We start from the raw sequence: 24195 nt of genomic DNA on the forward strand, positions 1-24195 counted from the left end.
ATACAACCCGGCAAATTCTATTTTGTCGGGTTTTTTATTTTTATAACATTATAATATTTCTTCTTTGTTTTTATAACACCGTAAAAATGATAGTATGAAAAAAAATTGTGCCGTATTCCTATTTCAATCGTTTGAAATCTCGGGAATATTAAAAAATCATTAGAAAATAACCAATATATCAACTAAAAATTTGTTTTTTCATAATTATATGCATGCATAGTATTTTTTATGATAGTTATCATAATATTATTTATACATTAGCAATAAATTTATCGGATAATTACTGGCAAAATGAAAATAAAAATTATTGGTATTGGGAGTTACATCCCTAATTTAGAAGTAAAAAACACAGATTTTGACAAACATGTTTTTTTGAATGAAGATGGAACGCCTTTTGGTTACCCGAATGAAGTTGTAATAAAGAAATTTAAAGGTATTACCGGAATTCAAAACCGCCGTTATGCCGAACCGCAATATACAGCATCAGATTTAGCATTTTTTGCAGCCGAAAAAGCAATTGCAAATGCAGGAATCGACGCCGAGACTTTAGACTACATTATTTTCGCCCATAATTTTGGCGATGTAAAAACAGGAACACATCAAACGGATATTCTACCAAGTTTAGCCACTCGTGTTAAAAACAAATTAGGCATTAAAAATCCTAAATGTGTGGCTTACGATATTCTTTTTGGATGTCCAGGCTGGATTGAAGGTGTTTTACAAGCCAATGCTTTCATCAAATCTGGAATGGCAAAAAGAGTTATGGTAATTGGTGCCGAAACGCTTTCAAGAGTTGTTGATGATCATGATCGTGATTCGATGATTTATTCTGACGGAGCCGGAGTTTCTATTTTAGAAGCTTCAACTGACGAAGCAGGATTATTATCTTACGAAAGTGCTACTTATGCTAATGATGAAGCGAATTACCTTTATTTCGGAAAATCATACAATCCTGATTTAGATCCGGATATTAAATACATTAAAATGTACGGACGTAAAATCTACGAATTTGCTTTAAGCAATGTTCCGTGCGCCATGAAAAGCTGTTTAGACAAAAGCGGCATCGGTATTGACGAAGTGAAAAAAATCTTAATTCACCAAGCAAACGAAAAAATGGACGAAGCAATTATCGAACGTTTCTACAAACTATACGATAAAACAGCTCCCAAAGATATTATGCCAATGAGTATTCATGATTTAGGAAACAGCAGTGTTGCAACAGTTCCTACTTTATACGATTTGATTCTTCAAGGAAAAATTGAAAACCACGAAATCAACAAAGGCGATGTGGTTATTTTTGCTTCGGTTGGAGCGGGAATGAATATTAATGCTTTTGTTTATCGATACTAGTCGCAGGTTACAGTCACAGTATTCAGTTTAGTTGACTGTAAACTGTGACTGAGACTGAAAACTAAAAAAGTCCGCATCTTATAGTGCGGACTTTTTTAGTATATTTGCGACCTAATTATAAAATCAAGAACGAGAGATAATTTCGTTCCTCGCAATTACTATGTACGAAAAAACGTTTCCGAATAAAAGATTCAAACTTACTTTAGAATTTTTGCAAAAACACGTTAGCACATCTGAAACCATTTTTGATTTTGGTGTACCAAATCCGTTTTCTAAAATAATGGAAGAAAATGGCTATACTGTAAAAAACACAAAAGGAGAAGATTTAGACAACGATCAAACGGCGCTACAAACTGAAGATTATACTGTTTTTACTGCTTTTGAAATTTTCGAACATTTACTAAATCCATATACGATTTTACAAAACGTAAAATGTGATAAATTACTAATTTCAATTCCGTTACGTTTATGGTTTTCGCCAGCATATCGTTCTAAAACTGATATGTGGGACAGACATTACCACGAATTTGAAGACTGGCAATTGGACTGGCTTTTAGAAAAAACAGGATGGAAAATTACAGATCGCCTGCAATTTACACATCCGGTAAAAAAGTTTGGATTCAGACCTTTATTAAGATACTTCACTCCGAGATATTACCTTGTTGTTGCGGAGAAAATAAAATAAAAAATTACAATATCTAAATTCCAAATTCCAATTGAACTCGCTTTAATTGGAATTTGGAATTTAAAAAAATTGGAATTTAAATTTAAAATTGGAATTTAACATGAAGTACTATATTGTCATACCCGCACATAACGAGCAAGATTTAATTGGCTTGACCTTACAATCTTTAGTTTCACAAACTGTTTTGCCTTCAAAAGTGGTTGTTGTAAATGACAATTCAACAGATAAAACTGAAGAAGTTGTATTAAGTTTCGCAAAAGAAAATCCGTATATATCTGTTGTAAACAAAACTTCGGATGCCATTCATATGCCGGGAAGCAAAGTAATTCAGGCTTTTCAGAAAGGTTTTGAAACATTGGATTCTGATTATGATATTATTGTAAAAATTGACGGCGATTTAATTTTTCCTCCAAATTATTTTGAAACCATAATCAAACATTTCGAATCTGATCCAAAAATTGGAATGGTTGGAGGATTTTGTTATATCGACAAAAACGGCGAATGGGTTTTAGAAAACCTAACCGACAAAGATCATATTCGCGGTGCGCTAAAAGCATACAGAAAAGAAACCTACAAACAAATTGGTGGTTTAAAACCAGCAATGGGTTGGGATACTGTAGATGAATTATTGTGTAAATACTATGATTGGAAAATCGTTACAGACGAATCTTTACACGTAAAACACTTAAAACCAACCGGTGCAAATTACAACAAAACAGCCCGTTATAAACAAGGCGAAGCTTTTTATACTTTAGGATATGGTTTTTGGATTACTGCAATTGCATCGGCAAAACTGGCGATGATGAAGAAAAAACCATTTCTGTTTTTAGATTATATTAAAGGATTTATGAAAGCAAAAAAAGCAAAAACGCCTTTATTAGTCAACCCAGAACAAGCTAAATTTATTAGAAATTACCGTTTTCAGAAAATGAAACAAAAGCTTTTTTAATCTTAAAAAAAATTAAAAAACTGCCTGGCGAAACGGTAAACTGTAAACTAATCCTTAATTTAGCCAATATTTGTAAAACTTATGATGCTAATTCGCTATTTATCCCAAATCGGGAGATATTTTTTAATGCTAAAAGAAATTTTCAATAAACAGACCAAATGGCCTGTTATGAAAAATCTAATTCTAAAAGAAATCGACGACTTAATTATTGACTCTCTTGGAATTGTTTGCTTTATCTCTTTCTTCATTGGAGGAGTTGTAGCTATTCAAACAGCATTAAACCTGACTAATCCATTAATTCCAAAATATTTAATTGGTTTTGCTACACGTCAATCTGTAATTTTGGAGTTTGCTCCTACTTTTATTTCAGTTATTATGGCCGGAAAAATGGGATCTTACATTACTTCAAGTATCGGAACAATGCGCGTTACGGAGCAAATCGACGCTTTAGAAGTTATGGGTGTAAATTCGCTAAACTATCTTGTTTTTCCAAAAATTGTAGCCTTATTAATGTATCCTTTTGTTATTGGAATTAGTATGTTTTTGGGCATTTTCGGAGGATGGCTTGCTTGTGCATACGGAGGGTTTTCGACAAGTCAGGATTTTATTCAGGGAGCTCAAATGGAATTTATTCCTTTTCACATTACATATGCTTTCATTAAAACTTTAATTTTTGCAATGTTATTGGCGACAATTCCATCTTTTCATGGATATTATATGAAAGGTGGTGCATTAGAAGTTGGTAAAGCAAGTACAATATCATTTGTGTGGACATCTGTTTGTATCATTCTTTTTAATTATATACTAACTCAATTATTATTAGGATAATGATAGAAGTAAAAAATGTAGAAAAATCATTTGGTGACAGCAAGGTTTTAAAAGGAGTTTCGACTGTTTTTGAAACCGGAAAAACTAACTTGATTATTGGACAAAGTGGATCTGGAAAAACAGTTTTATTAAAAACTTTACTAGGAATCCACACACCGGATTCTGGAACTATTGAGTTTGATGGAAGAGTTTATTCTGATTTGAATCCAGATGAAAAGAGAGAATTAAGAACTGAAATCGGAATGGTATTTCAGGGAAGTGCTTTATTTGATTCGATGACTGTTGCAGAAAATGTGGCATTTCCGTTAAAAATGTTTACCAATAATAGTAAAGCGCAAATCAAAGAGCGTGTTGACTTTGTTTTAGAAAGAGTAAACTTAGTTGAAGCGCATAAAAAACTACCTTCAGAAATCTCAGGAGGTATGCAGAAACGTGTCGCGATTGCCCGCGCTATTGTAAACAATCCAAAATACTTGTTTTGCGATGAACCAAACTCTGGTCTTGATCCAAACACTTCAACTTTGATTGATAACCTGATTCAGGAAATTACCAGAGAATACAATATTACAACTGTAATTAACACGCACGATATGAACTCAGTTATGGAAATTGGTGAAAATATCGTTTTCCTAAAAAAAGGTTTAAAAGCGTGGCAAGGAACTAAAGAAGAAATTTTTAGAACTGACAATAAAGATATCGTTAAGTTTGTTTATTCTTCAAACTTATTCAAAAAGGTAAGAGAAGCTTATTTGAAAGGCTAAAAACTTTTAAATTCCAATATTTAAAATCCCAAATTCCAAACTATTACTAAATTGGAATTTGGGATTTTTTTATTGAGCTTTCCAAAGTATTGGAATTTGGAATTTTAAATATTGGAATTTTTCAAAGTAATTAATTCAACTTCCGCATTCGGATTAAAAAGATACGTTTTTCCAGAACTGATTTCCAGGCATTCAAAGCGTTTCGTCCTAACGGCTATCTTCTTAAATATTTTGCCATTTTTGATTCGGAAAACACTTCCATAAGGAATTTCAAAAACATAATTTTTATCATTCCCCGCATCATATTGTTTTAATGCCAAAGATAAAGTAGTATCTGTATCGCTACTTGCAGAAGGATTTTTAAAATGCCTTGCGAGCAAAGGCAAAATCTGACCTGGAAATATTTCTGGACGAATAAACGGAACCATCAAACGCTGGAATGTATATTTCCATTCATTTCCGTGTGGTTTTATATTTCGCCCAAACTTTTCGAAAGCGACCAAATGTGCAATCTCATGAATCAAAGTAATTAAAAATCTATATTTATTCAAACTTGCATTAACCGTAATCTCATGCTTACCACTTGGTCCGCGTCTATAATCGCCATGACGCGTTTGGCGCTCATTTACAATTTTCAGATGAACCTGATTGGCTACAATCAAATCAAAAACAGGCTTTACAGCGTGTTCGGGAATGTATTTTGCAAGAGTATCGCTCAATTTAATTTAATTGTTAGATGTTAGATTTTTTTTTTGAATTTAAAATTATGGATTTGTCGAAGAAACCTCCAATACTTTCCCATTAAAATATTTATTTCCATTCAATGTAAAATCATAAATATAAGTTGCCATTCCTTCAGCCGAAATTGGCGCCTGATAACCCGGGAAAGCTTCACTCAGCATTTCAGTCTGAACAGAACCTAACGCCAGAACATTAAACGAAATTCCTTTTTCTTTATATTCTTCTGCTAATAATTCTGTCAGAGTAATTACCGCGCCTTTGCTTGAACTATAAGCTGCTAAACCAGCAAATTTCAAGCTTCCGCGAACACCGCCAATCGAACTTATAGTTACAACATGGCTTCCCTTCTGTAAATACGGAAGACAAATTCTCGTAAGATTCGCCACTCCAAAAACATTTACTTTATAAATTCTCTCAAAATCGGCCTGAGTTGTTTCTTCAAAAGGCTTCCATATTAAAGCGCCTGCATTATGAACTACAGCATCAACTTTTTTCCATGTTGAAGAAAGAAAATGCTCAACTTCAGTCAAAGCTGTTTCATCTGCCAAATCAATCGAAAGGCACGTAATGTTTTGATGTTCTAAAAGTGTTTTAGGTATTTTTCTCGAAATGGCCAAAACCTGATTTCCAGCATTTGCAAACTGTAATGCAAGTTCGTAACCAATTCCTCTACTCGTTCCGGTAACAATAATATTTTTCATGCAGCAAAAATAAGCAAAACCAAAATAACGAACTGTTATTTATTCATTACAATTTCTTCAGTTGGCGTAGTAGCAATTTTAGTTACAGCCGGCAAAAACTCCTGAATAAAAGCCGTCATGTGTGGGATATCCATTACTTTAAATTCGTCTGAAACGTGATGATAAAAATCAAAATTTTCAAAATCAAAAGTACTTATAGATTGACACGGTTTTTTGAATACATCATAAAAAGAATAATTATCAGATCTGTAAAACAATTTATATTCTGCTTCTTTTGGTAAAAATCCAATTGTATTTTTCCCTGTATATTCATTTATTTTCTGTGCCATATTCGATTTGTCAAAACCAGTAACGTAAGATAAGTAATCACGCTTCATAGGCACTCCAATCATTTCAATATTCAATTGAGTATAAATATTAAAGTTCTGCTTCTTTAATTTCTGAACCAAACTTTTAGAACCTAATAACCCTTTTTCTTCTCCGGCGAAAAACACAAAAAGAATACTTCGTTTGTTTGATTTTGTCTCTGCAAAATACTTTGCCATTTGTGCGACAGCTGTTACGCCAGAAGCATCATCATTTGCACCGTTATTAATTTTATCCGGCTGATCTTTTTTCTCTATTCCAATGTGGTCGTAATGTGCACTCAAAACCACAAACTCTTTTTTTAGTTCTGGATCACTTCCTTCCAAAACTCCAACAATATTATACGCCACCGGCTTAAAATTGGTCAGTGTATCGCGATAAGAAACAAAATACGGTTTTACATTATTCTTCTTTAAAAAATCTTCCAAAAACACAGCTGCTTTTTCAATTCCTTTAGTTCCGGTTTCACGACCTTCCAATTCATCAGAAGAAAGATATTTCAGAAAATCAGAAACTTCAGATTCCTGAACTTTGTAACTAATCTCAATTGGATTTGATTCTGATTTTACTGTTTTATCATCAGCAGTTGGCGTATTGGATTTACAGCCAAACAAAACAAACGGAAGGAGAAAATATAGTTTCTTCATGAAAATAATATTGAATTAATTAAACAAAGTTGTTATTGATTTGAAAGAATAAACATTTGAAAAGTAGCAAAAAAAAATCAAAAAACCCTTTCGAAGCTCAAAAAGCTGAAAGGGTTCTATTTCTATTTCGATTAAAATCTAAACTTATCCTGCGATAACTGATCTTGAAATTACAATTTTCTGAATCTCAGAGGTTCCTTCGTAAATCTGAGTAATTTTTGCATCGCGCATAAAACGCTCTACATGATATTCTTTTACATAACCATTTCCTCCGTGAATCTGAACTGCTTCAACAGCTGTATCCATTGCTACTTGCGAAGCAAATAATTTTGCCATTGCACCACTCACATCATAATTTTTGTGCTGATCTTTATCCCAAGCTGCTTTCATACATAAATGACGCGCTGCTTCGATATTTACAGCCATATCAGCCAATTTGAAAGCGATTGCCTGATGATTGCAGATTTCAGTTCCGAAAGCTTTACGCTCTTTAGAATATTTAAGTGCCAATTCATAAGCTCCGGAAGCAATTCCTAACGCTTGAGAAGCAATTCCAATTCTTCCTCCTGCCAACGTTTTCATTGCAAATTTAAATCCGAAACCATCTTCACCAATTCTGTTTTCCTTTGGTACTTTTACATCACTAAACATTAAAGAGTGTGTATCAGAACCACGGATTCCCATTTTTTGTTCTTTTGGACCAATAGAAAAACCAGGCATATCTTTAGTCATGATCAAAGCATTGATTCCTTTGTGTTTTTTCTCTGGATGCGTTTGAGCAATTACTAAATATACTGAAGCCGTATTTCCGTTTGTAATCCAGTTTTTTGTTCCGTTTACCAAATAGTGATCTCCCATATCTACTGCTGTAGTTTTTTGAGAAGTTGCATCACTTCCAGCTTCTGGCTCGCTCAAGCAAAATGCTCCGTGAATTTCACCTGAAGCCAAACCTGGCAAATATTTTTGTTTTTGTTCTTCAGTTCCAAATTCCTGAAGTCCCCAGCAAACTAACGAATTATTTACAGACATTACTACAGAAGCTGATGCATCAACTTTAGAGATTTCTTCCATTGCAATTACATAAGAAATGGCATCTAGTCCGCTTCCTCCGTATTTTGGATCAACCATCATTCCCATGAAACCTAATTGTCCCATTTTCTTTACTTGTTCTGTCGGAAAAATTTGTTTTTCGTCACGTTCAATAACTCCAGGCAGCAATTCATTTTGAGCAAAATCTCTTGCAGCTTGTTGAATCATCAAATGTTCTTCGGTAAGATTAAAATCCATAGTCTTGTTTCGTTTATTGTTTTTTAAGAACCAAAATCGAAAAACCTTTCGTTAATGGTACTACTTTATTTTTTTGTTTGTTTTTTTTAATGTTTTTGCCGAAAAAAGGCTTCCAAAGATAAATTTTAAAAGTCAAATTAACAATGCATGCATACAAAATTAATAGATCAGCAAGAATTACGATAACGTTTTCGTAATTATTCTGATTTTTTGATCTACAGACATCAATTTGACAAGGTTTTATTTAAAATTTAAGAATATTATTGCGCATAAAAAAGGCTTTTCCATAAAGTATAAGCATTTTTTTGACGCAAAAAAGCATTGCTTGATTTCTATTACGTAAATCTACGTAAAACAAGTCTTACTAAATTGATTCTTAAAGAAATACAAAGTAACAAATTATAGCAAGTCGATAAAAAACATGTCATTTTTCCAAGCAAAATTTAGAAAATAAAAGTATTTTTGTCCAAAAAAATAAAAATACAGATAAGAAATATGAAAAAGACTTTACTAGTGTTTGCATTCCTATTTATTTTACCATTTACGACTGTTTCAGCACAAACTCAATTAGAAGTAAACGGGGTTACAGTTCCAAGAAAGATTGAAATTCAAAACAAAACCATGCAATTAAATGGTGCCGGCGGAAGATCAAAAATGTGGTTGGAAGTTTATGTTCAGGCACTTTATTTATCGCAATTAAGCCAGGATCCAAAATTCATTATCGACAGTGATACTGAAATGGCTGTGCGAATTGAAATTACCTCATCTATGGTTTCTTCAAACAAACTGACAAAAGCAATGAATACAGGTTTTGAAAAATCTGCAGGAAGTAATCTTGAAGCTTTGCGTCCGAGAATTGAGCAGTTCAAAACATTTTTAAGTGATGCAATCACAGAAAAAGATGTCTTTATTTTGTTTTACAATCCGCTTGATCAAACTATTAATGTAATTAAAAATGATGTTCCAAAAGGAAAAATCCAAGGATTTGATTTCAAGCAAGCATTATTCGGAATCTGGCTTTCTGACAAACCAGTTGATGAAACTTTGAAAAAACACTTATTAGGAATATAATTCAAATTTTCTTAAAAATATTCGAATTCCGAAAGCCGAAAACCTTATCGTTTTCGGCTTTCTTTTTTTTCTTTCATTAAATTTGCGATAAAATACATTATTCGCATTATTCTATTTTATACTTTTACGCAAAATAAACATATCTCAACAAAATGAAAGATTTATTACAACAATTTGAAAATAAGGAACCTGAAATTGTGTTTAACTGGAAAGATTCTGAAACAGAAGCAGAAGGATGGACTGTGATTAATTCACTTCGTGGCGGTGCAGCAGGCGGAGGAACTAGAATGAGAAAAGGCTTAGATATGAACGAAGTTTTATCTTTGGCTAAAACTATGGAAGTTAAATTTTCAGTTTCCGGACCAGCAATTGGAGGCGCTAAATCTGGAATTAATTTTGACCCAAATGACCCTCGCAAAAAAGGTGTTTTACAACGTTGGTACAAAGCCGTTTCACCTTTATTGAAAAGTTACTACGGAACTGGTGGCGATTTAAATGTTGACGAAATTCATGAAGTCATTCCAATGACAGAAGAATGTGGTGTTTGGCATCCGCAGGAAGGTGTTTTCAACGGACATTTCAAACCAACAGAAGCTGATAAAATCAATAGAATTGGGCAATTGCGTCAAGGTGTTATCAAAGTTATTGAAAACCCAAAATTTTCTCCGGATGTAACTAGAAAATATACCGTTGCCGATATGATTACAGGTTATGGCGTTGCTGAAGCAGTTCGTCATTTCTACGCAACTTATGGTGGCGAAATTAAAGGCAAAAAAGCAATCGTTCAGGGATTTGGAAATGTTGGATCTGCAGCAGCTTTTTACTTAGCTGAAATGGGTGCAAAAGTTATCGGAATTATTGACCGTGACGGAGGATTGATTAAAGAAGAAGGTTTTTCTTTTGAAGAAATCAGAACTTTGTTTTTAAATAAAGACGGAAACAAATTAGTTGCCGAAAATATGATTCCGTTTGAAGAAATCAATTCTAAAATCTGGACAATTGGCGCTGAAATTTTCACTCCTTGTGCAGCTTCAAGATTAGTAACTCAGGCACAAATCGATAATTTAATTGCAAATGGATTAGAAGTAATTTCATGCGGTGCAAATGTTCCTTTTGCCGACAAAGAAATTTTCTTCGGATCGATTATGGAAGAAGTTGACCGTAAAGTAAGTTTGATTCCGGATTTCATTTCAAACTGCGGAATGGCAAGAGTTTTTGCTTATTTCATGGAGAAAAAAGTTCAAATGACAGATGAGGCAATCTTTAATGATACTTCAGAAATTATAAAAAATGCTATTGTTAAGGCTCACGCTTTGAGTTCTTCGAAAACAAATATTAGTGCAACAGCTTTTGAAATTGCATTGAAACAGTTAGTGTAATTTTTTTTTTCACTACACATTCCAAAGGATCAAATTTAAAATTTGGTCCTTTTTTTGTTTCCCGCAGATCTCGAAGATCATGCAGATTTTTTCTGTGACCTTAAATTTAATCTGCCAAATCTGCGAGAAAAAACATTCGACGCAAAATAAGTCGGAGGCTTTCATTCTAAACAATTTTTACTACTTTTAAACGTTTTAAAAATAATACATTTCAAAATTCAGAATTAAATGAGTTCCCCTATTTCTTCGGACCAAAAGAAATCGTTACTATACACAACGGCTATATATGCAGTAATAATTGTATTGCTGTTCTTTATACGTTTTTGGCCTCCTTATAACCCGGAAAACAATGTAGCACTTGCTGATGGCGGAGGCGGAGGTGGTGGTGTAACTATAAATTTTGGAGATAGTAATTTAGGTTCCGGCGCCAATTATAAAAGTGAAGTTTTGGATGTAAAAAACAATGTGAAACAAGCTCCTGCAAAAGCGGCTCCAGAAGAAGCAATCGTTACTCAGGAAAATACAACCGCTGATGAAACAGATGTAGTTGTTCCAGCAAAAGAAAAACCCAAAAAACCTGTTCCTGTAACAAAACCGGAAACCAAACCTGTTCCTGAAAAACCGAAAGTTTCAAACTCTACAAATGATGCTTTATCAAGTATTCTGAAAGGCTCAAATAAAGGCGGAGATGGCGATGATAAAGTAGCCGGAAATAAAGGAAAATCAAACGGAAGTTTGAATTCTAAAGGTTATTATGGATCTGGAGGTTCTGGCGGAGGAACCGGAGGCGGTAACGGAACCGGAAATGGAATTGGCACAGGAAGCGGTTACGGAGCCGGAAGCGGCGGCGGTTCTGGCGGTGGATCAGGATATTCTTTAAATGGCCGAAAAGCGTTGTCTAAACCAGCTCCTAAATATACTTGCAATGAAGAAGGAACTGTTGTGGTCGAAGTTACAGTAGATCAAACTGGAAAAACAATAAGTGCAACAGCCGGTATAAAAGGAACTACAAATAAGGCAAGTTGTTTACTTGACCAAGCGAGAATTGCTGCTATGAATACTAAATGGTCTGCTGATGAAAATGCGACACCTAAACAAGTTGGTAAGATTATTTATAATTTTAGTTTGAATTAAAACACGAATTTCAAGAATTCTCACGAATTTGACTATATAAAAAAGGCTTTCTGAAATCTCAGAAAGCCTTTTTTCGTTTAGTTTGTCATTTCGGCCGAAGGGAGAAATCACACAAGAAACTCCGCAAAGGGAATCGCCAATCTGTGTCGATCAACTAGTGTGATTTCTCCCTTCGGTCGAAATGACAAGATTGCGTTAAATTATTCTAGTGAGATTGTTTTGTTCCTCGCAATGACTAAGATTACGTTGTTTTGCGTGAGGGATAGAAGCTGGCTACCGAAGTAGCGCTCCCGATAGCTATCGGGACGACCGCAATAAAAAAATGGGCCTGTCAACGCTTTGCTGATTAGCCCATTTTTTTATTGTGGTCACGCCCTGCTGCTTATTTTACTTCGGACTTGTAGCAATAACAAACTTCAAGTTGTTCTTCACTCCTATTTGCAAAACATCGACTAAATCTTGCACTTGCAGGTTAAATGGAATTCGGACTACGACCGTTTGTTCTTTGTTTGTACCTATTTTAGACATTAAACTCGTTTCTAGATTTTCAAAATCTACTGGTTCTTTGTCAATGTAGAATTTTTTATCTTCGGTAACGGATAAACTGATTAATTGTTTATTCGTTTTCTCGTTTGCTTTGGCTTTTGGCAACGTCATTTTAATCACATTAGGATTTGCCAGCGTTGAAATAATTAGGAAAAACAACAACAGGAAAAACATAATATCACTTAATGATGAAGTGGCAACCTCAGCGTGAAATCTTCTTTTTCTTTTAATGGACATACCTTATGCTCTTTGAATTATATTGACAAATTCTAATATCTGTTTCTGAATTTTTAAGGCGAAATTATCAATTTTTCCGTTTAATAAGTGGTAAGCTGAATACGCAATAATCCCCACAATTAATCCTGAACCTGAACTGATCATTTTTTCGTATAAACCTCCGGAAATGTTTCCGATACTAATATTTTCTGTAACCGAAATACTGTAGAAAATTTTAATTACTCCAGAAATTGTTCCAATGAAACCAAGCGTTGGCGCAATACCGGCAATAAGACCAAGATGACCTAAATGCTTTTCCATTTCGCCAATTTCAATATCAGCAGCGCGGTCCATATTTGATTCGATTTCGGCAATTGGTCTTCCAATTACTAAAACGCCTTCTTTCAAAATATTTCCGGCAGCGGTATTACTTCTTTCAACAATTGTTCTCGCCAATTCGATATTTCCTGCATTCAATTTATCTCCAACATCCTGCATCAAACGGCTGTCGATTTTTGATGCTTTGCTGATATACATGTAGCGTTCAAAAATAACGTATATAGTATAAAACAATAAAATAGCAATTGGAATAAGAAAGACACCACCTTTGAAGATAAAGTCTAAAACTGAGATTTCGTTATTTGGAGCAATTTTTTCGATAACTACGTTAGATGCTGCGTTTGCGATGGTATCTGTTTGTAATTGAATGAAGCTAAACATATTTTAATTCTGGTTTTTATGATTAATTCTAAAAATTATTTTGAAATTTGCACTAAAGATAATTTTCGCTGTAATATTAAACTACAAAAATCGAAATTTATTTCAATCAACAACCATTTTATCCAAATAAATGAACTATCAAGAGACCACAAATTGGATGTTTAATCAGCTTCCAATGTATCAGCTTCAGGGCGCTTCGGCTTATAAAGAAGACTTAACCAATATTAAATTGCTGGCTGGGCATCTTGATAATCCGCAAGATCATTTAAAATGCATTCATGTTGCGGGAACAAACGGAAAAGGTTCGACTTCGCATATGCTGGCTTCGGTTTTGCAGGAAGCTGGATATAAAGTTGGATTGTACACTTCGCCACATTTAAAAGATTTTAGAGAAAGAATCCGTATAAACGGCGAAGAAATTTCAGAAGATTTTGTAATCGAATTTATAGACAAACATAAAAGTTTTTTTGAAGCTAATGATATGAGTTTCTTCGAAATGTCTGTTGGTTTGGCTTTTGATTATTTTGCAGCAGAAAAAGTTGACATTGCTATTATTGAAGTTGGTTTAGGCGGAAGATTAGACGCAACTAATATTATTACGCCTTTGGTTTCGGTAATTACAAACATTGATTTAGATCATACTCAGTTTCTTGGAAATACGCCTGCTTTGATTGCAGGAGAAAAAGCCGGAATTATAAAACCAAATGTTCCTGTCATAATTGGAGAATATACGAATGAAACGCAGCCTGTATTTTTGGCTAAAGCCAAAGAAAACCAAGCACCGATTTATTTTGCTTCCGATTTAATTTCAGAAGTTTTCCCTTCCGATTTAATTGGCGATTATCAGTTTCATAATAAGAAAACCGTTCAACAGACGATTCAGATTTTAAATGAAACCACGGATTTTAAAGTTTCGGAAGAAAGTTTAAAATCAGGATTATTGAGCGTTGTAAAAAATACTGGTTTGCAAGGCAGATGGCAACAACTTGGCGAGAATCCGAAAATTATTTGTGACACGGCACATAACAAACACGGTTTGTCTGTTGTTATGAATCAGCTTCAAAAGGAAACTTACGAAAATTTGCATATCGTTTTGGGTGTTGTAAACGATAAAGATCTCGATTCGATTTTGCCACTCTTTCCTAAAAAAGCTAAATATTATTTCTGTCGCCCCGATTCTTCGAGGGGATTAAGCACTGAAATACTGCAAGATACTGCCAAGAAGTATGATTTAATAGGAGAAAAATACGATTCGGTTGAAAAAGCTTTTTTGGATGCAAAGAAAAACGCTACAAAAAATGATTTCATTTATGCCGGCGGAAGTACGTTTGTTGTCGCTGAACTCCCATTAAATAAAGAAAGTTAAATTTTGATCAAAAACACTCCTGAAAATTCACTATAATTTCGTAATTACTTGATTTTTAATGTTTTAAATTTGTTTAGTTTTTTTAATAACCAATACAAATTAAAACATGAAAACAAGAACTACACTTGTAGGGCTCGTCCTATGGATGGCTCTATGGTGCGTAGCCACGTACGCACAAGAGAAAGAAAAACCAGTCTTTATCACCATGACTACGCTACACCGAAGCCTAGATGCAAAAGCCAAAGATTGGAAAGCAAGCGAACAGGAATATTTTGACAAAATTACCAGCAAAAACGATCTTATTATTGGTTCAGAGCTTCTAACCCACTACTACACCGATGACAATACAGAAGTTGTTTTGGTAAATGTTTACAAAAATTGGGAAGACATCGAAAAAGCAAATGCTATCAGCGATGATTTGGCTAAAAAAGCCTGGCCGGATGAAAAAACCAGAAAAGCTTTTTTTGATAAGTACGAAAGTTTCTATACTCCGCTTCATTCTGATGAAATCTATCAAAGCGTTACCTCTGTTGGTGAAAAGCCATATAAAGACGAAACCAAAAAGCCGATGATTATTTATATTCGAAAATCGCAGTTGAGTATGAAAGGAGATTCAAAAAAAGCAAAAGAATTCAATGATAAAATTACTTTTAAAGATCCTTACATAAAGGCCTATTATCCGTTTCGGCACTCTTGGGGTTCCAACAGCACCGATTTTATGGAAGCCTTTTTCTACGATTCTCTAGCCGATCTTGAAAAATCAAGTGATAAAATAGACGAATTGATAAAATCTACCTGGCCAAATGAAAAAGATGCAGACGCTTTTTTTGATGAACTAGAAAAAACTTTCACCGGAAAACACGGCGATTACATCTACAGGAACGTTCCTTCACTTTCAAAATAAAAAACAAGCAAAAAAATACGTTTATAACATTTTATACCTCAGCAAGATAGAAAATACATAAAAAAAACTTTAATTTTTTTATGTATTTTCTTTGCAGAACTCGAAAACAAGCGTATATTTGCACTCGCAATCACAAACGATAGCAACCTAGTAAAATAGGGCGATTAGCTCAGCTGGTTCAGAGCACCTCGTTTACACCGAGGGGGTCGGGGGTTCGAACCCCTCATCGCCCACAGAAAACTCCTTAAGAAATTAAGGAGTTTTTTTTACACTTTTCCTAGTGTCGATATTATAAATTGACACTCAGTTTTGGGGAGATACTCAAGCGGCCAACGAGGGCAGACTGTAAATCTGCTGTGTGAACTTCGCAGGTTCGAATCCTGCTCTCCCCACAAAAAAAGTCCTAATGAAAATTAGGACTTTTTTTTTTGCTTTTATGACACCTAGATTTAAACTAAGATATACTCAACATTTAATTTTGATTGATTATTTTCTGTCTTAAAAACGTATTTACTACAAAAAACATTTCGTTAATTTCTTCGTTCTCTTCGTAAACTTCCCATTCCGTTTTCTTCTATAAAAATAAACTTCACTAAAATCTATTCCGATTTTTTTAAAAAAACTCATATGAAAAACTCCATTATTTCTAATGGAGCTTCTCTTTATTTTTTATCTGTCATTGAAACTTCAGTACTAAAACTATCTCTTGTCAAGATTACGGAAGTTGCTTTTCCATCTTTGAACTCAAACTGTAGTAAGTTAGGATAGTCAATAATTTTAAATAAACCATTCTTCAAATACACCAACTCATTATCATTTTTCCCCTTAAAATGGTCCAACAACATTGATTCAACATAAAGACGATTGTTTTTTTCTACTATTTTGGTTTCTACTCCTTGTCCGTATAAAAAATCGTCATAAGTTCCAATTAGTTGTTGTTTTAACGAAACTGGCATTTCCTGAGTGCTTTCCTTTACTGCTGTATTATCCCAATTCATCAATTTCAGAATCGTTTTTTGAGTGTGGCTCATTACAGGAAAACGATTAGGTTTTTCTCCATTTGCCAGAAATACGAAACCGTTTCCATCTGTCATGGTAGCGGCAACAGTGCCACCTACTCCGGTATTAGAACCGTTGCACAAAAACCAGTCGTAGTTATTGTAACCAAAAGACTTTTGCCATCCGTAACTCCAACCACCAACGGCATTTTTTAGAGCGCTTAATTCTGTCACTTTTTGAGCAACATTATGAGAAATCACTTTGTTGTTTTTATTGCGTAAAGCATTTTGCATTTCGATAGCCAGTTTAGCTAAATCACTTGGCGTAGACCACATTCCTGAAGGTGCAACTTGCGGTGTAATTGGCAAACCAGTTTTAATCACTTTTCCGTCTTTATCATGAACAAGAGCCACATTTGTCAGAAACCCTTTTTCATTTGGCTGAACCATTGAAGTGTTTTTCAAACCAAGAGGCGAAAAAACATACTCTTTTGCAAGCTCAGCCATAGATTTATTAAAAGTGTCTTCTAAAGCCATTTGGACAATTGTATAACCACCACCACTGTATTCCCAACTAGTTCCTGGCGTAAACAAAAACTCTATTTCTTTATCATATCTTGGTATCTGCCCTAATAAACTTTGTTTTAACGTCGGAATTGTTTCTCCTTCATAATGGTCTTCAAAACCTCCTTGAGATGTACCAGCGGTATGATTTAAAAATTGTCTCCATGTTGGACTATTACTTTCAGTAAACTTGCTTTTTGGTAAATGCCAACGTTTTAAGAATGGATCTATTGGATCATCTAAATTGACTAATCCTTTCTCTTCAAGTATAAAACACAAAAGCGCCGTAATTGGTTTTGAAATTGAAGCTGTTGAAAAAGCAGTATTCTGATCTATTTTTTCTTTGGAATCTATTGATTTTACTCCAAATTGCTTTGAGTATACAATTTCATAATTTTGAAAAACCACAACACTAAATCCGGCTAGTTTGTATTTTTCTAATTGTTTATCAATATTTAAACTGTCTGTTAGAAAACTGTAATTTGTCTTTTTTGTCAACACTTTATGGCTTGTCTGACAATTCGCTTGAGTTACTATAAGAAGTAATAGTACGTAAATAATATTTTTCATGGTATCGATTTTTTTCGGTTAAAAATTTATTTCGATACAAAGATGCGGAAGCAACTAGTCCTGTGCGACCGAATGAAAAGATTCGAACGCATTTGTCTGAAAAAATAAGTACGAGTCGTTTCAACAACAAGTACGAGTAATTACAAAAAATTGAATTACAATTGTTTACGATAAGAAGTTGGCGTATTTCCTGTATGTTTTTTAAAAGCGCTATTAAAAGAAGATTTTGAATTAAATCCAACTTCATACAAGATTTCAAGAATTGTTACTTTACTTTTAGAATCATCTTTTAATATATTCATTGCATTTTCTATTCGGTATGTATTAACGAAATCATAAAAATGCTGATCTAATTTATGATTGATTAAAAGAGATAAATCCCGAACAGGAATTTTAATTCCTTTAGAAACATCCTGAATCGTTAGCGAAGGATTAAGAAATGGTTTTTCTTCACTCATATATTGCTGTAGTTTCAATAACTCTTCACTATATACCTCATCATTTACGGCAGTTGATACATTGGTTTTTTCTTCAGAAACGATATCTTTTACCAGTTTTAATTTTGAATCGATATTTCGGAATAAATCAGGATTGTTTAATGCCTTAAACAAATACCAGCAAATGATAAAGGGTTGTAATACTTGAATTCCAACTTTTATCCATTCGGAAATATCTGGATATTCTGAAAACTTAAAAATATTTTTCAGAATTGCAATGACATACACGATTGAGAGAAGGGTCGTAAACTGAAATAACCAATTATAGGAATTAATGTGAGTTCCGGCATTGTTTTCAACATACAGTTTTTTTGCTTTTTTTAATAGCATAAAAATGGCCGCAAAATAAGCAATGATCTGAATATGTATTAAAATATGAATAAACTGCAATTCAATCCTACTTGTACGATTTACAATAAAATCCATTTTTCCTGCAGCATCCACGGCATAAAAACGAGGAACTAAAACAGCATTTACTATTAAAAATGGAATTGCATGTAAAAGATATTTGGACTTAAATTTGAAATCAGAATAAGAAACTGATAATACATACAGGTAAAAAACCGGAATTTGAAAAAAAGCAAGTGTAGTTCTGAATATTCCAAGATTTGTGGGACGATCAGACATTAATCCGAATAAAGGCTCAATGGAATCTACTGCATTTAAAAATAGAAAAATAGCAAAAAGTATGTTACTTGTTTTATCTTTTGTTTTTACTGTGAGCAGAAAAATTATAAGTAATAATGAAATGAACGAAGTAATTATGGTTGCAACAATTAATAAATTAATTTTATCCATTTCTTTTTTCTTGTGGTATTTTTAGAATTGATAGTTATTTAGAGGCGAATATAAGAAATATTTTTACTACAATTTAGTTCCTTTTTTGAAATTGAGATAGAAATGAGGACTCTATGTTTTTTTGAAAATCTTATTTAAATCCTAAAAAATAGCTCAGAAAAAGATTCGTAATAGCTACAAAAAAACTCCATTATTTCTAATGGAGTTTTTTTTATTCTATAAAAACAGATAATTTACATTTCATTATATTTCCAATCTGACCAAACACCATTCACTTTGTCACGGTGTTTTCCGTCTCTGTTTTCTGAAATCAAATCATTATTTGCATCAAGTGTATAATAACCTTTTCTCCATTCAAAATCATTTGCTTTATCATTTGCTTTTGGCTGATCTTTTTCAATTCTTATATAAGTAACCTTCCCTTTTGGAGATTCTTCAATTGTAACTAATTTTACGTAATCATATGTTTTGTTATCCTCATAAGAATAAGTTGTGTCAAATTTCCAACCAGTATTAACACCTAATTCTTTAGAAATTCTATCAAAATCATCATAAGTAAAAGTCTCTTTAAGCCCTTTACTTTTGTCATCTTTCAGTCCGTTTTCTAAATATTCTCGCGTGTAAACATTCTTACTTACTTTAGAATATCTGTTTATATATCTTTGCAGAATATTTTTATCTTCAGCAGCTTTTTCTCGCTTATAACTGATATAATCTCTAGTATAAGAATCAGCTGCGAATGTAAATTTTGAAGTTTTATTAATATAAGGTTTCGTGAATGGCTTATTCAATTTTACTGTTTCAACAATTGATTTTGTTTTATCGCCATCTAATTCTAAAACATACGTACTCTCATCATTATCATCCTTGCTAAAAAGAATTACTTTATCAGCAATGTATTGTAATTTAAAATCGACACTCATATCTTTATAAACAATACGGGTAATCGTATTGTCTTGAAATTCCAACAAAATAGGTTTATTGCTGTAACGTGTTACAAAACTGGCATTTTTAATCAGGTTATTTTCAAAATTTAATCTAATTTCATAATAGCTATAATTTGGATTCCCATGTGATGGATATTTTTTCCCAACCACTTTATTATTCTCTATAATATAAGCTGCTTCGGGGCTAAAACTGCTTCCTGTAGAATGTGCTTCCAACATATATTCAATAATTCTGATTACCTTTTTCTCGTCCATAGCAAAAGGTTTTTGCACATAAATTCTGTTATCAGCTTCTTTTTCTTTTGCTGCTATTTCCTGATCTGCTTTCAATTTTTCCTGCTTTGCTACATCATTAGCAGCCTCGCCCTGATGTTTTAAGGTATAGCCGTTACCCATCAATTCACCAACTATATTTAAAGCCGTTTTATCTGTACTCAATTTATATTGAAGCGTTCCAAAAGTATCCGGTTTTACTTTCATCACTTTTCCATCAAATGTGATTAATTCTTCGTACAACGCTTTATTATAACCCGGATGCATGCTACTCATATTGTACCACGTCGCAATAATGTAACCGTCTAAATCGAGAACTTCGTAGCTTTGTATTCCTGAACTATTTGTTCTGGCAATTTTTATGGTTCCAATTTTAGTTTGACCGCTGAAAACAGCTCCAGCATCATCAATCGAAATCTTATAGCTTGCAATTCTATTTTTCTTATCGGCTGCTGCATCGGCTTCAGCTTTAATATTATCAGAGATTCCTGAAGATGCTCCGTTTATAAAGCTTTCAATTGCTTCCGTATTTAGTCCGTCGGCACTTAAAAACCCTTTATCAATAAAAGCTTCAATTACACTTTTTTGTTGATTTAGCGGGTTAAACTTTTTATAATCGGCTTCATTTGTTTTTTCGGTTTTCAAACTTTTTAAAACCATCCATCTTTTTCCCGTAGACTCCAGAAATTTCAATTCGACATTTACTGTGTACTGTTTATCTAAACTTAAAATTTGTAAACTTGGTTTTTTACCAGTAATGTAGGCAACCGTTTTTTCATCAAGTTTAACTTCGTCATTCTTAATTTTAATTTCTTGCGCATAAGCACAAATTGTGAGCATTGTTACTAGTAGGGAACAAATTACTTTTTTCATTATTTTAAGATTTGAGGTGTGAAATATTTCTTCTGTTTTCAATTTTTAAAAACATTCGCGAATATAAGTTTTTTCTCCACAAATAATTGTTCCTCATTTACCTATTACTTAAAAAATACACCAACAACTGTGAAAAACAGAATTGCAAGTATCATAAAAAAACTCCTTAATTTCTTAAGGAGTTTTCATATTTCGTTTGTTCCGAATACACGTTATAAATTGATCATTCTATGTTACAGACATTTTATTACAGTAATTCTTTTAATACCTTTTTACCATTTTCATTCGCTGGATTTAATTCAACCGATTTTTGATACATCTTAATCGCATCCTCTTTTTTGCCACTTTGGAGCAATACCTCTCCGTAACTATCATATATATTAGAGCTATTTGGAAAAATCAATGTTGCTGCAGCGAATGTTACTAAAGAATTTTCTGTTTTTTGAAGTCTAAGAAATTGATATCCCAATCTATTAAAATCTCTTTCTGATGCTTCGTAACTGTCTGTCTTTTTTAAATATTCCTCAATTAACTGATTTGCTTTTTCTTTACTCCCACTTTCAAGCAAACTGCCGTAGATTCTCGAAAGACTCTGAAGAGGCATTTTATAAGGTTTGTTTTCAATTAATTTCAAAGCCGCATTGGCTGTTGCAAAAACTGGACTAGCTGTATTGGACAGCAAAATGACAGTGTGGTTTTTAGTAATATTATGCATCAAAATTGATGTAAGCCCAGTATTGAGTCCATCGTGAAAAACTATTTTTTCATTACTATCATTGGTGAATATCTGCCAGCCCAAACCATAGGCAATCTCTTTTTCATCCGCGCGATAAGAAGCAATTTTTCCGTCATTAAGCTTCGCCGGTGTCAGCGCTTCTTCTAATTCTTTTTTGCCTAAAAGCTGATAACTAAATAAAGCTTTTTGGTACTTGTATAAGTCTAAAGCTGTACTTACAATGCCTCCAGGTCCATAAAAATTGCTTTTCTCATCTATTAAAAATGTTTCTTTTAAGGTTTGAACATTTACTACGCTTGTCGAATAAAAATTGGGATACGTATACAATTCTACCTGATTCGGTGTTTTAAGCCTTCTATTTTTAGGAAGAAATGAATCTTTCATTTTAGCAGGTTCGAAAATATTTTTTTCCAAATAATCTCTAAAACTAATTCCAGTTATTTTTTCCACCACTAAAGCCGCAAGACAGTAATTAACATTGTTATATTCCCATTTGTCTCCTGGAGCAAATGAGAGCGGCACTTTATTTTCAATTAATGCGGGTATAATATCTTCATTAGAAAAAGTTTTTTCTGGCTTTTCTTTCATTGCAGTATCAAATAGACGATAGTATTGCGTCAATCCAGAAGTATGGCTTAGCAAATGCCTAATACTAATATTTGAATAAGGAAAATCCAGAAGATATTTTTGGACTGGATCATCAATATTTAATTTTCCTTTTTGCTTAAGCTGCAGTATTGCTACCGAAGTAAACGTTTTTGATACCGATGCAATTGTAAATTGAGATTTTTCATTGATTTTTTCTTTCTTCTCTATATTCGAATATCCATAAAAATTAGAGAAAACATTTTCTCCTGATTTGGAAATTAAAACACTACCATTAAAAAGATCATTTTTATTAAGTGTCGAAAAGAAATCTTTTAACTCCTGTGCTGAGATGCTACTTGTAAAAAGTAAAACCGTAAAATAAAGAAATACTTGTTTTTTCATTTTGATTGATTGATTTGATTGATTGATTTGATTGATTGATTTTCAAACGAAAGTAATGAAATATTATTACTACAAATACCCCTCCTATTTTTATTGGGATATAATTAAGAAAGTTTCTTTCAAATCATTCAAAAAAATGAACATAAAAAAAACTCCTTAATTTCTTAAGGAGTTCTTTCAACCTTATTTCAAAACCGTATCACAAATTGTATTCAACATGTTTTGTCTCAATTTTGAATTCCTTTGATTTAAAAGAATAATGATTCCCCATTTTTTTGCTCTGTTATAACATATAATTGAGGATTGTCCCATAGAATCTCCGGATTTCATATACAACGTGTTTTGGTCGTCTGTTACAATGTTTATACCTAAACCTAGTTCTCTTTTCTCATCTTTATAGAAAATTTTCTCTGTAATTAAAGCCGCTTTCCCAACTGAACTTTGCTCATTTAAAACTGCTTTCAAATACTTAACCATATCAGACGCATTCGATTTTACTAAACCTGCCGGAGCTGTAACATTCCATTTAAAGAATTCCTGAATTCCGCCCTCAGGATTATGGCCAACGGTTTGATTTTTTACATTAAAATCGGTTGTCAATGTGTTTTTCATCTTCAACGGGTTTATGATTTTGCTTCGGATAATCTGATCGTAACTCTTTCCGTATACTTTTTCTAATATTTGTCCCAACAAAGTAAATCCCACTGTTGAATAACGATATTTTCCGTAATCTTTTAGTTCTGTACAGTTGTTTACTAGTTCAGCCAATGTTTTTTCGGTCACACTATTTACCGGTTGTTGCGGATCTAGTTGAATTAACTTTCCGAAATCAATATCCGGCAATCCTGATTGATGAGATGCCAAGTCTGAAATTTTTATTTTATTCTTAAGATTTTCATTCAAAACATACTGTTTCGGAAGAAACCCATCTATATAATCGTCTGCTTTTATCTTTTTTTCTATAATTGCCTGAGCCATTAAATTTGAAGTCAAAATTTTCGTGATGGAAGCAATTTCGAAAATGGAATTTTCATCAATCTGAACATTACTTTTTTCATCCAAATTACCATATGCCGTATAATATTCTTCGCCATTATTAATAAAACCAATACTAATACCTATGCCAGGATTTTTTTGGTAACTATCTTTTACAATTGAATCGATTTTTTTTGTGATGTCTTGTCCAAAAGAAAAACTGCTTACTAATAATACGGCTGCTAAAAATTTTACTGGAGTTTTCATTGTATCGTGTTTTTAAGATTAGAAATTTATTTCGATACAAACTTGCGAAAGAATCA

General features: G+C 33.1%; 21 protein-coding genes and 2 tRNA genes. 12 read left to right on the forward strand and 11 right to left on the reverse strand.

The features are described 5' to 3' along the window. Positions 1-291: 291 nt before the first annotated feature. The 5 genes from BD847_RS19410 (at position 292) to BD847_RS19430 (ending at position 4573) form a co-directional block, all read left to right on the forward strand. Positions 292-1350 carry a 3-oxoacyl-ACP synthase III family protein gene (locus BD847_RS19410; protein WP_115889899.1) on the forward strand — a complete coding sequence of 353 codons (1059 nt, stop codon included), beginning with the start codon at positions 292-294 and terminating at the stop codon, positions 1348-1350. 160 nt (positions 1351-1510) lie between these two features. Next, positions 1511-2035, forward strand: a complete 525-nt coding sequence (locus BD847_RS19415; protein WP_115889900.1) for a methyltransferase — start codon at positions 1511-1513, stop codon at positions 2033-2035. 100 nt (positions 2036-2135) lie between these two features. Next, a complete protein-coding gene (locus BD847_RS19420) occupies positions 2136-2984 on the forward strand; it encodes a glycosyltransferase (RefSeq protein ID WP_115889901.1) in 849 nt (282 codons plus the stop codon). A gap of 81 nt (positions 2985-3065) precedes the next feature. Continuing rightward, a complete protein-coding gene (locus BD847_RS19425) occupies positions 3066-3812 on the forward strand; it encodes an MlaE family ABC transporter permease (protein WP_115889902.1) in 747 nt (248 codons plus the stop codon). Beyond that, positions 3812-4573 (forward strand): ABC transporter ATP-binding protein, encoded by a 762-nt coding sequence (locus tag BD847_RS19430; protein WP_115889903.1) that lies wholly within the window; start codon positions 3812-3814, stop codon positions 4571-4573. Before BD847_RS19425 ends, BD847_RS19430 begins: the two co-directional genes overlap by 1 nt. Positions 4574-4677: 104 nt before the next feature. Here the strand turns inward: BD847_RS19430 and BD847_RS19435 are convergent, their stop codons facing one another. From BD847_RS19435 to BD847_RS19450, 4 genes are all read right to left on the reverse strand, one after another. Next, the gene (locus tag BD847_RS19435) at positions 4678-5292 is read right to left on the reverse strand and encodes a SprT-like domain-containing protein (protein ID WP_115889904.1); all 615 of its coding nucleotides are present in this window, start codon (positions 5290-5292) and stop codon (positions 4678-4680) included. 45 nt (positions 5293-5337) lie between these two features. After that, a complete protein-coding gene (locus BD847_RS19440; RefSeq protein ID WP_115889905.1) occupies positions 5338-6015 on the reverse strand; it encodes an SDR family NAD(P)-dependent oxidoreductase in 678 nt (225 codons plus the stop codon). Between the two features lie 35 nt (positions 6016-6050). Then, positions 6051-7028, reverse strand: a complete 978-nt coding sequence (locus tag BD847_RS19445; protein ID WP_115889906.1) for a M20/M25/M40 family metallo-hydrolase — start codon at positions 7026-7028, stop codon at positions 6051-6053. 144 nt (positions 7029-7172) lie between these two features. Then, a complete protein-coding gene (locus BD847_RS19450; RefSeq protein WP_115889907.1) occupies positions 7173-8315 on the reverse strand; it encodes an acyl-CoA dehydrogenase in 1143 nt (380 codons plus the stop codon). Between the two features lie 495 nt (positions 8316-8810). Between BD847_RS19450 and BD847_RS19455 the strand changes: the two genes are divergently transcribed. The 3 genes from BD847_RS19455 (at position 8811) to BD847_RS19465 (ending at position 11899) form a co-directional block, all read left to right on the forward strand. Next, positions 8811-9386: a chalcone isomerase family protein gene (locus BD847_RS19455; RefSeq protein WP_115889908.1), complete on the forward strand. Its 576-nt coding sequence runs from the start codon at positions 8811-8813 to the stop codon at positions 9384-9386. A gap of 152 nt (positions 9387-9538) precedes the next feature. Further along, positions 9539-10765: a Glu/Leu/Phe/Val dehydrogenase dimerization domain-containing protein gene (locus tag BD847_RS19460; RefSeq protein WP_115889909.1), complete on the forward strand. Its 1227-nt coding sequence runs from the start codon at positions 9539-9541 to the stop codon at positions 10763-10765. Between the two features lie 228 nt (positions 10766-10993). Beyond that, positions 10994-11899, forward strand: coding sequence for an energy transducer TonB (locus BD847_RS19465; RefSeq protein WP_115889910.1), 906 nt, complete (start codon positions 10994-10996; stop codon positions 11897-11899). A gap of 387 nt (positions 11900-12286) precedes the next feature. On the opposite strand, the gene BD847_RS19470 is transcribed toward BD847_RS19465, so the two are convergent. After that, complete coding sequence (locus BD847_RS19470; RefSeq protein WP_115889911.1) at positions 12287-12682, reverse strand: ExbD/TolR family protein; 396 nt, start codon at positions 12680-12682, stop codon at positions 12287-12289. Between the two features lie 3 nt (positions 12683-12685). After that, positions 12686-13381 carry a MotA/TolQ/ExbB proton channel family protein gene (locus BD847_RS19475; RefSeq protein ID WP_115889912.1) on the reverse strand — a complete coding sequence of 232 codons (696 nt, stop codon included), beginning with the start codon at positions 13379-13381 and terminating at the stop codon, positions 12686-12688. Positions 13382-13511: 130 nt separating this feature from the next. Here BD847_RS19475 and BD847_RS19480 point away from each other — a divergent pair, with 130 nt between their 5' ends. The 4 genes from BD847_RS19480 (at position 13512) to BD847_RS19495 (ending at position 16043) form a co-directional block, all read left to right on the forward strand. Beyond that, on the forward strand, positions 13512-14747 hold the full coding sequence (locus tag BD847_RS19480) for a bifunctional folylpolyglutamate synthase/dihydrofolate synthase (protein ID WP_115889913.1): 1236 nt from the start codon (positions 13512-13514) through the stop codon (positions 14745-14747). 106 nt (positions 14748-14853) lie between these two features. Next, positions 14854-15651 carry a hypothetical protein gene (locus BD847_RS19485; RefSeq protein WP_115889914.1) on the forward strand — a complete coding sequence of 266 codons (798 nt, stop codon included), beginning with the start codon at positions 14854-14856 and terminating at the stop codon, positions 15649-15651. Positions 15652-15809: 158 nt separating this feature from the next. Beyond that, positions 15810-15884 (forward strand) — tRNA-Val (locus BD847_RS19490). 78 nt (positions 15885-15962) lie between these two features. Continuing rightward, positions 15963-16043, forward strand: a tRNA-Tyr gene (locus tag BD847_RS19495). 270 nt (positions 16044-16313) lie between these two features. Here the strand turns inward: BD847_RS19495 and BD847_RS19500 are convergent. From BD847_RS19500 to BD847_RS19520, 5 genes are all read right to left on the reverse strand, one after another. Further along, positions 16314-17783: a serine hydrolase domain-containing protein gene (locus tag BD847_RS19500; protein WP_115889915.1), complete on the reverse strand. Its 1470-nt coding sequence runs from the start codon at positions 17781-17783 to the stop codon at positions 16314-16316. Positions 17784-17938: 155 nt separating this feature from the next. Further along, on the reverse strand, positions 17939-19078 hold the full coding sequence (locus BD847_RS19505; RefSeq protein ID WP_115889916.1) for a helix-turn-helix domain-containing protein: 1140 nt from the start codon (positions 19076-19078) through the stop codon (positions 17939-17941). Between the two features lie 233 nt (positions 19079-19311). Further along, positions 19312-21171 carry a hypothetical protein gene (locus tag BD847_RS19510; RefSeq protein WP_147298523.1) on the reverse strand — a complete coding sequence of 620 codons (1860 nt, stop codon included), beginning with the start codon at positions 21169-21171 and terminating at the stop codon, positions 19312-19314. 247 nt (positions 21172-21418) lie between these two features. Continuing rightward, positions 21419-22897: a serine hydrolase domain-containing protein gene (locus tag BD847_RS19515; RefSeq protein ID WP_115889918.1), complete on the reverse strand. Its 1479-nt coding sequence runs from the start codon at positions 22895-22897 to the stop codon at positions 21419-21421. Positions 22898-23080: 183 nt separating this feature from the next. Then, positions 23081-24139, reverse strand: coding sequence for a serine hydrolase domain-containing protein (locus tag BD847_RS19520; RefSeq protein ID WP_115889919.1), 1059 nt, complete (start codon positions 24137-24139; stop codon positions 23081-23083). Positions 24140-24195 lie beyond the last annotated feature (56 nt).

It is taken from the genome of Flavobacterium cutihirudinis (assembly GCF_003385895.1).
Lineage (GTDB): Bacteria > Bacteroidota > Bacteroidia > Flavobacteriales > Flavobacteriaceae > Flavobacterium > Flavobacterium cutihirudinis.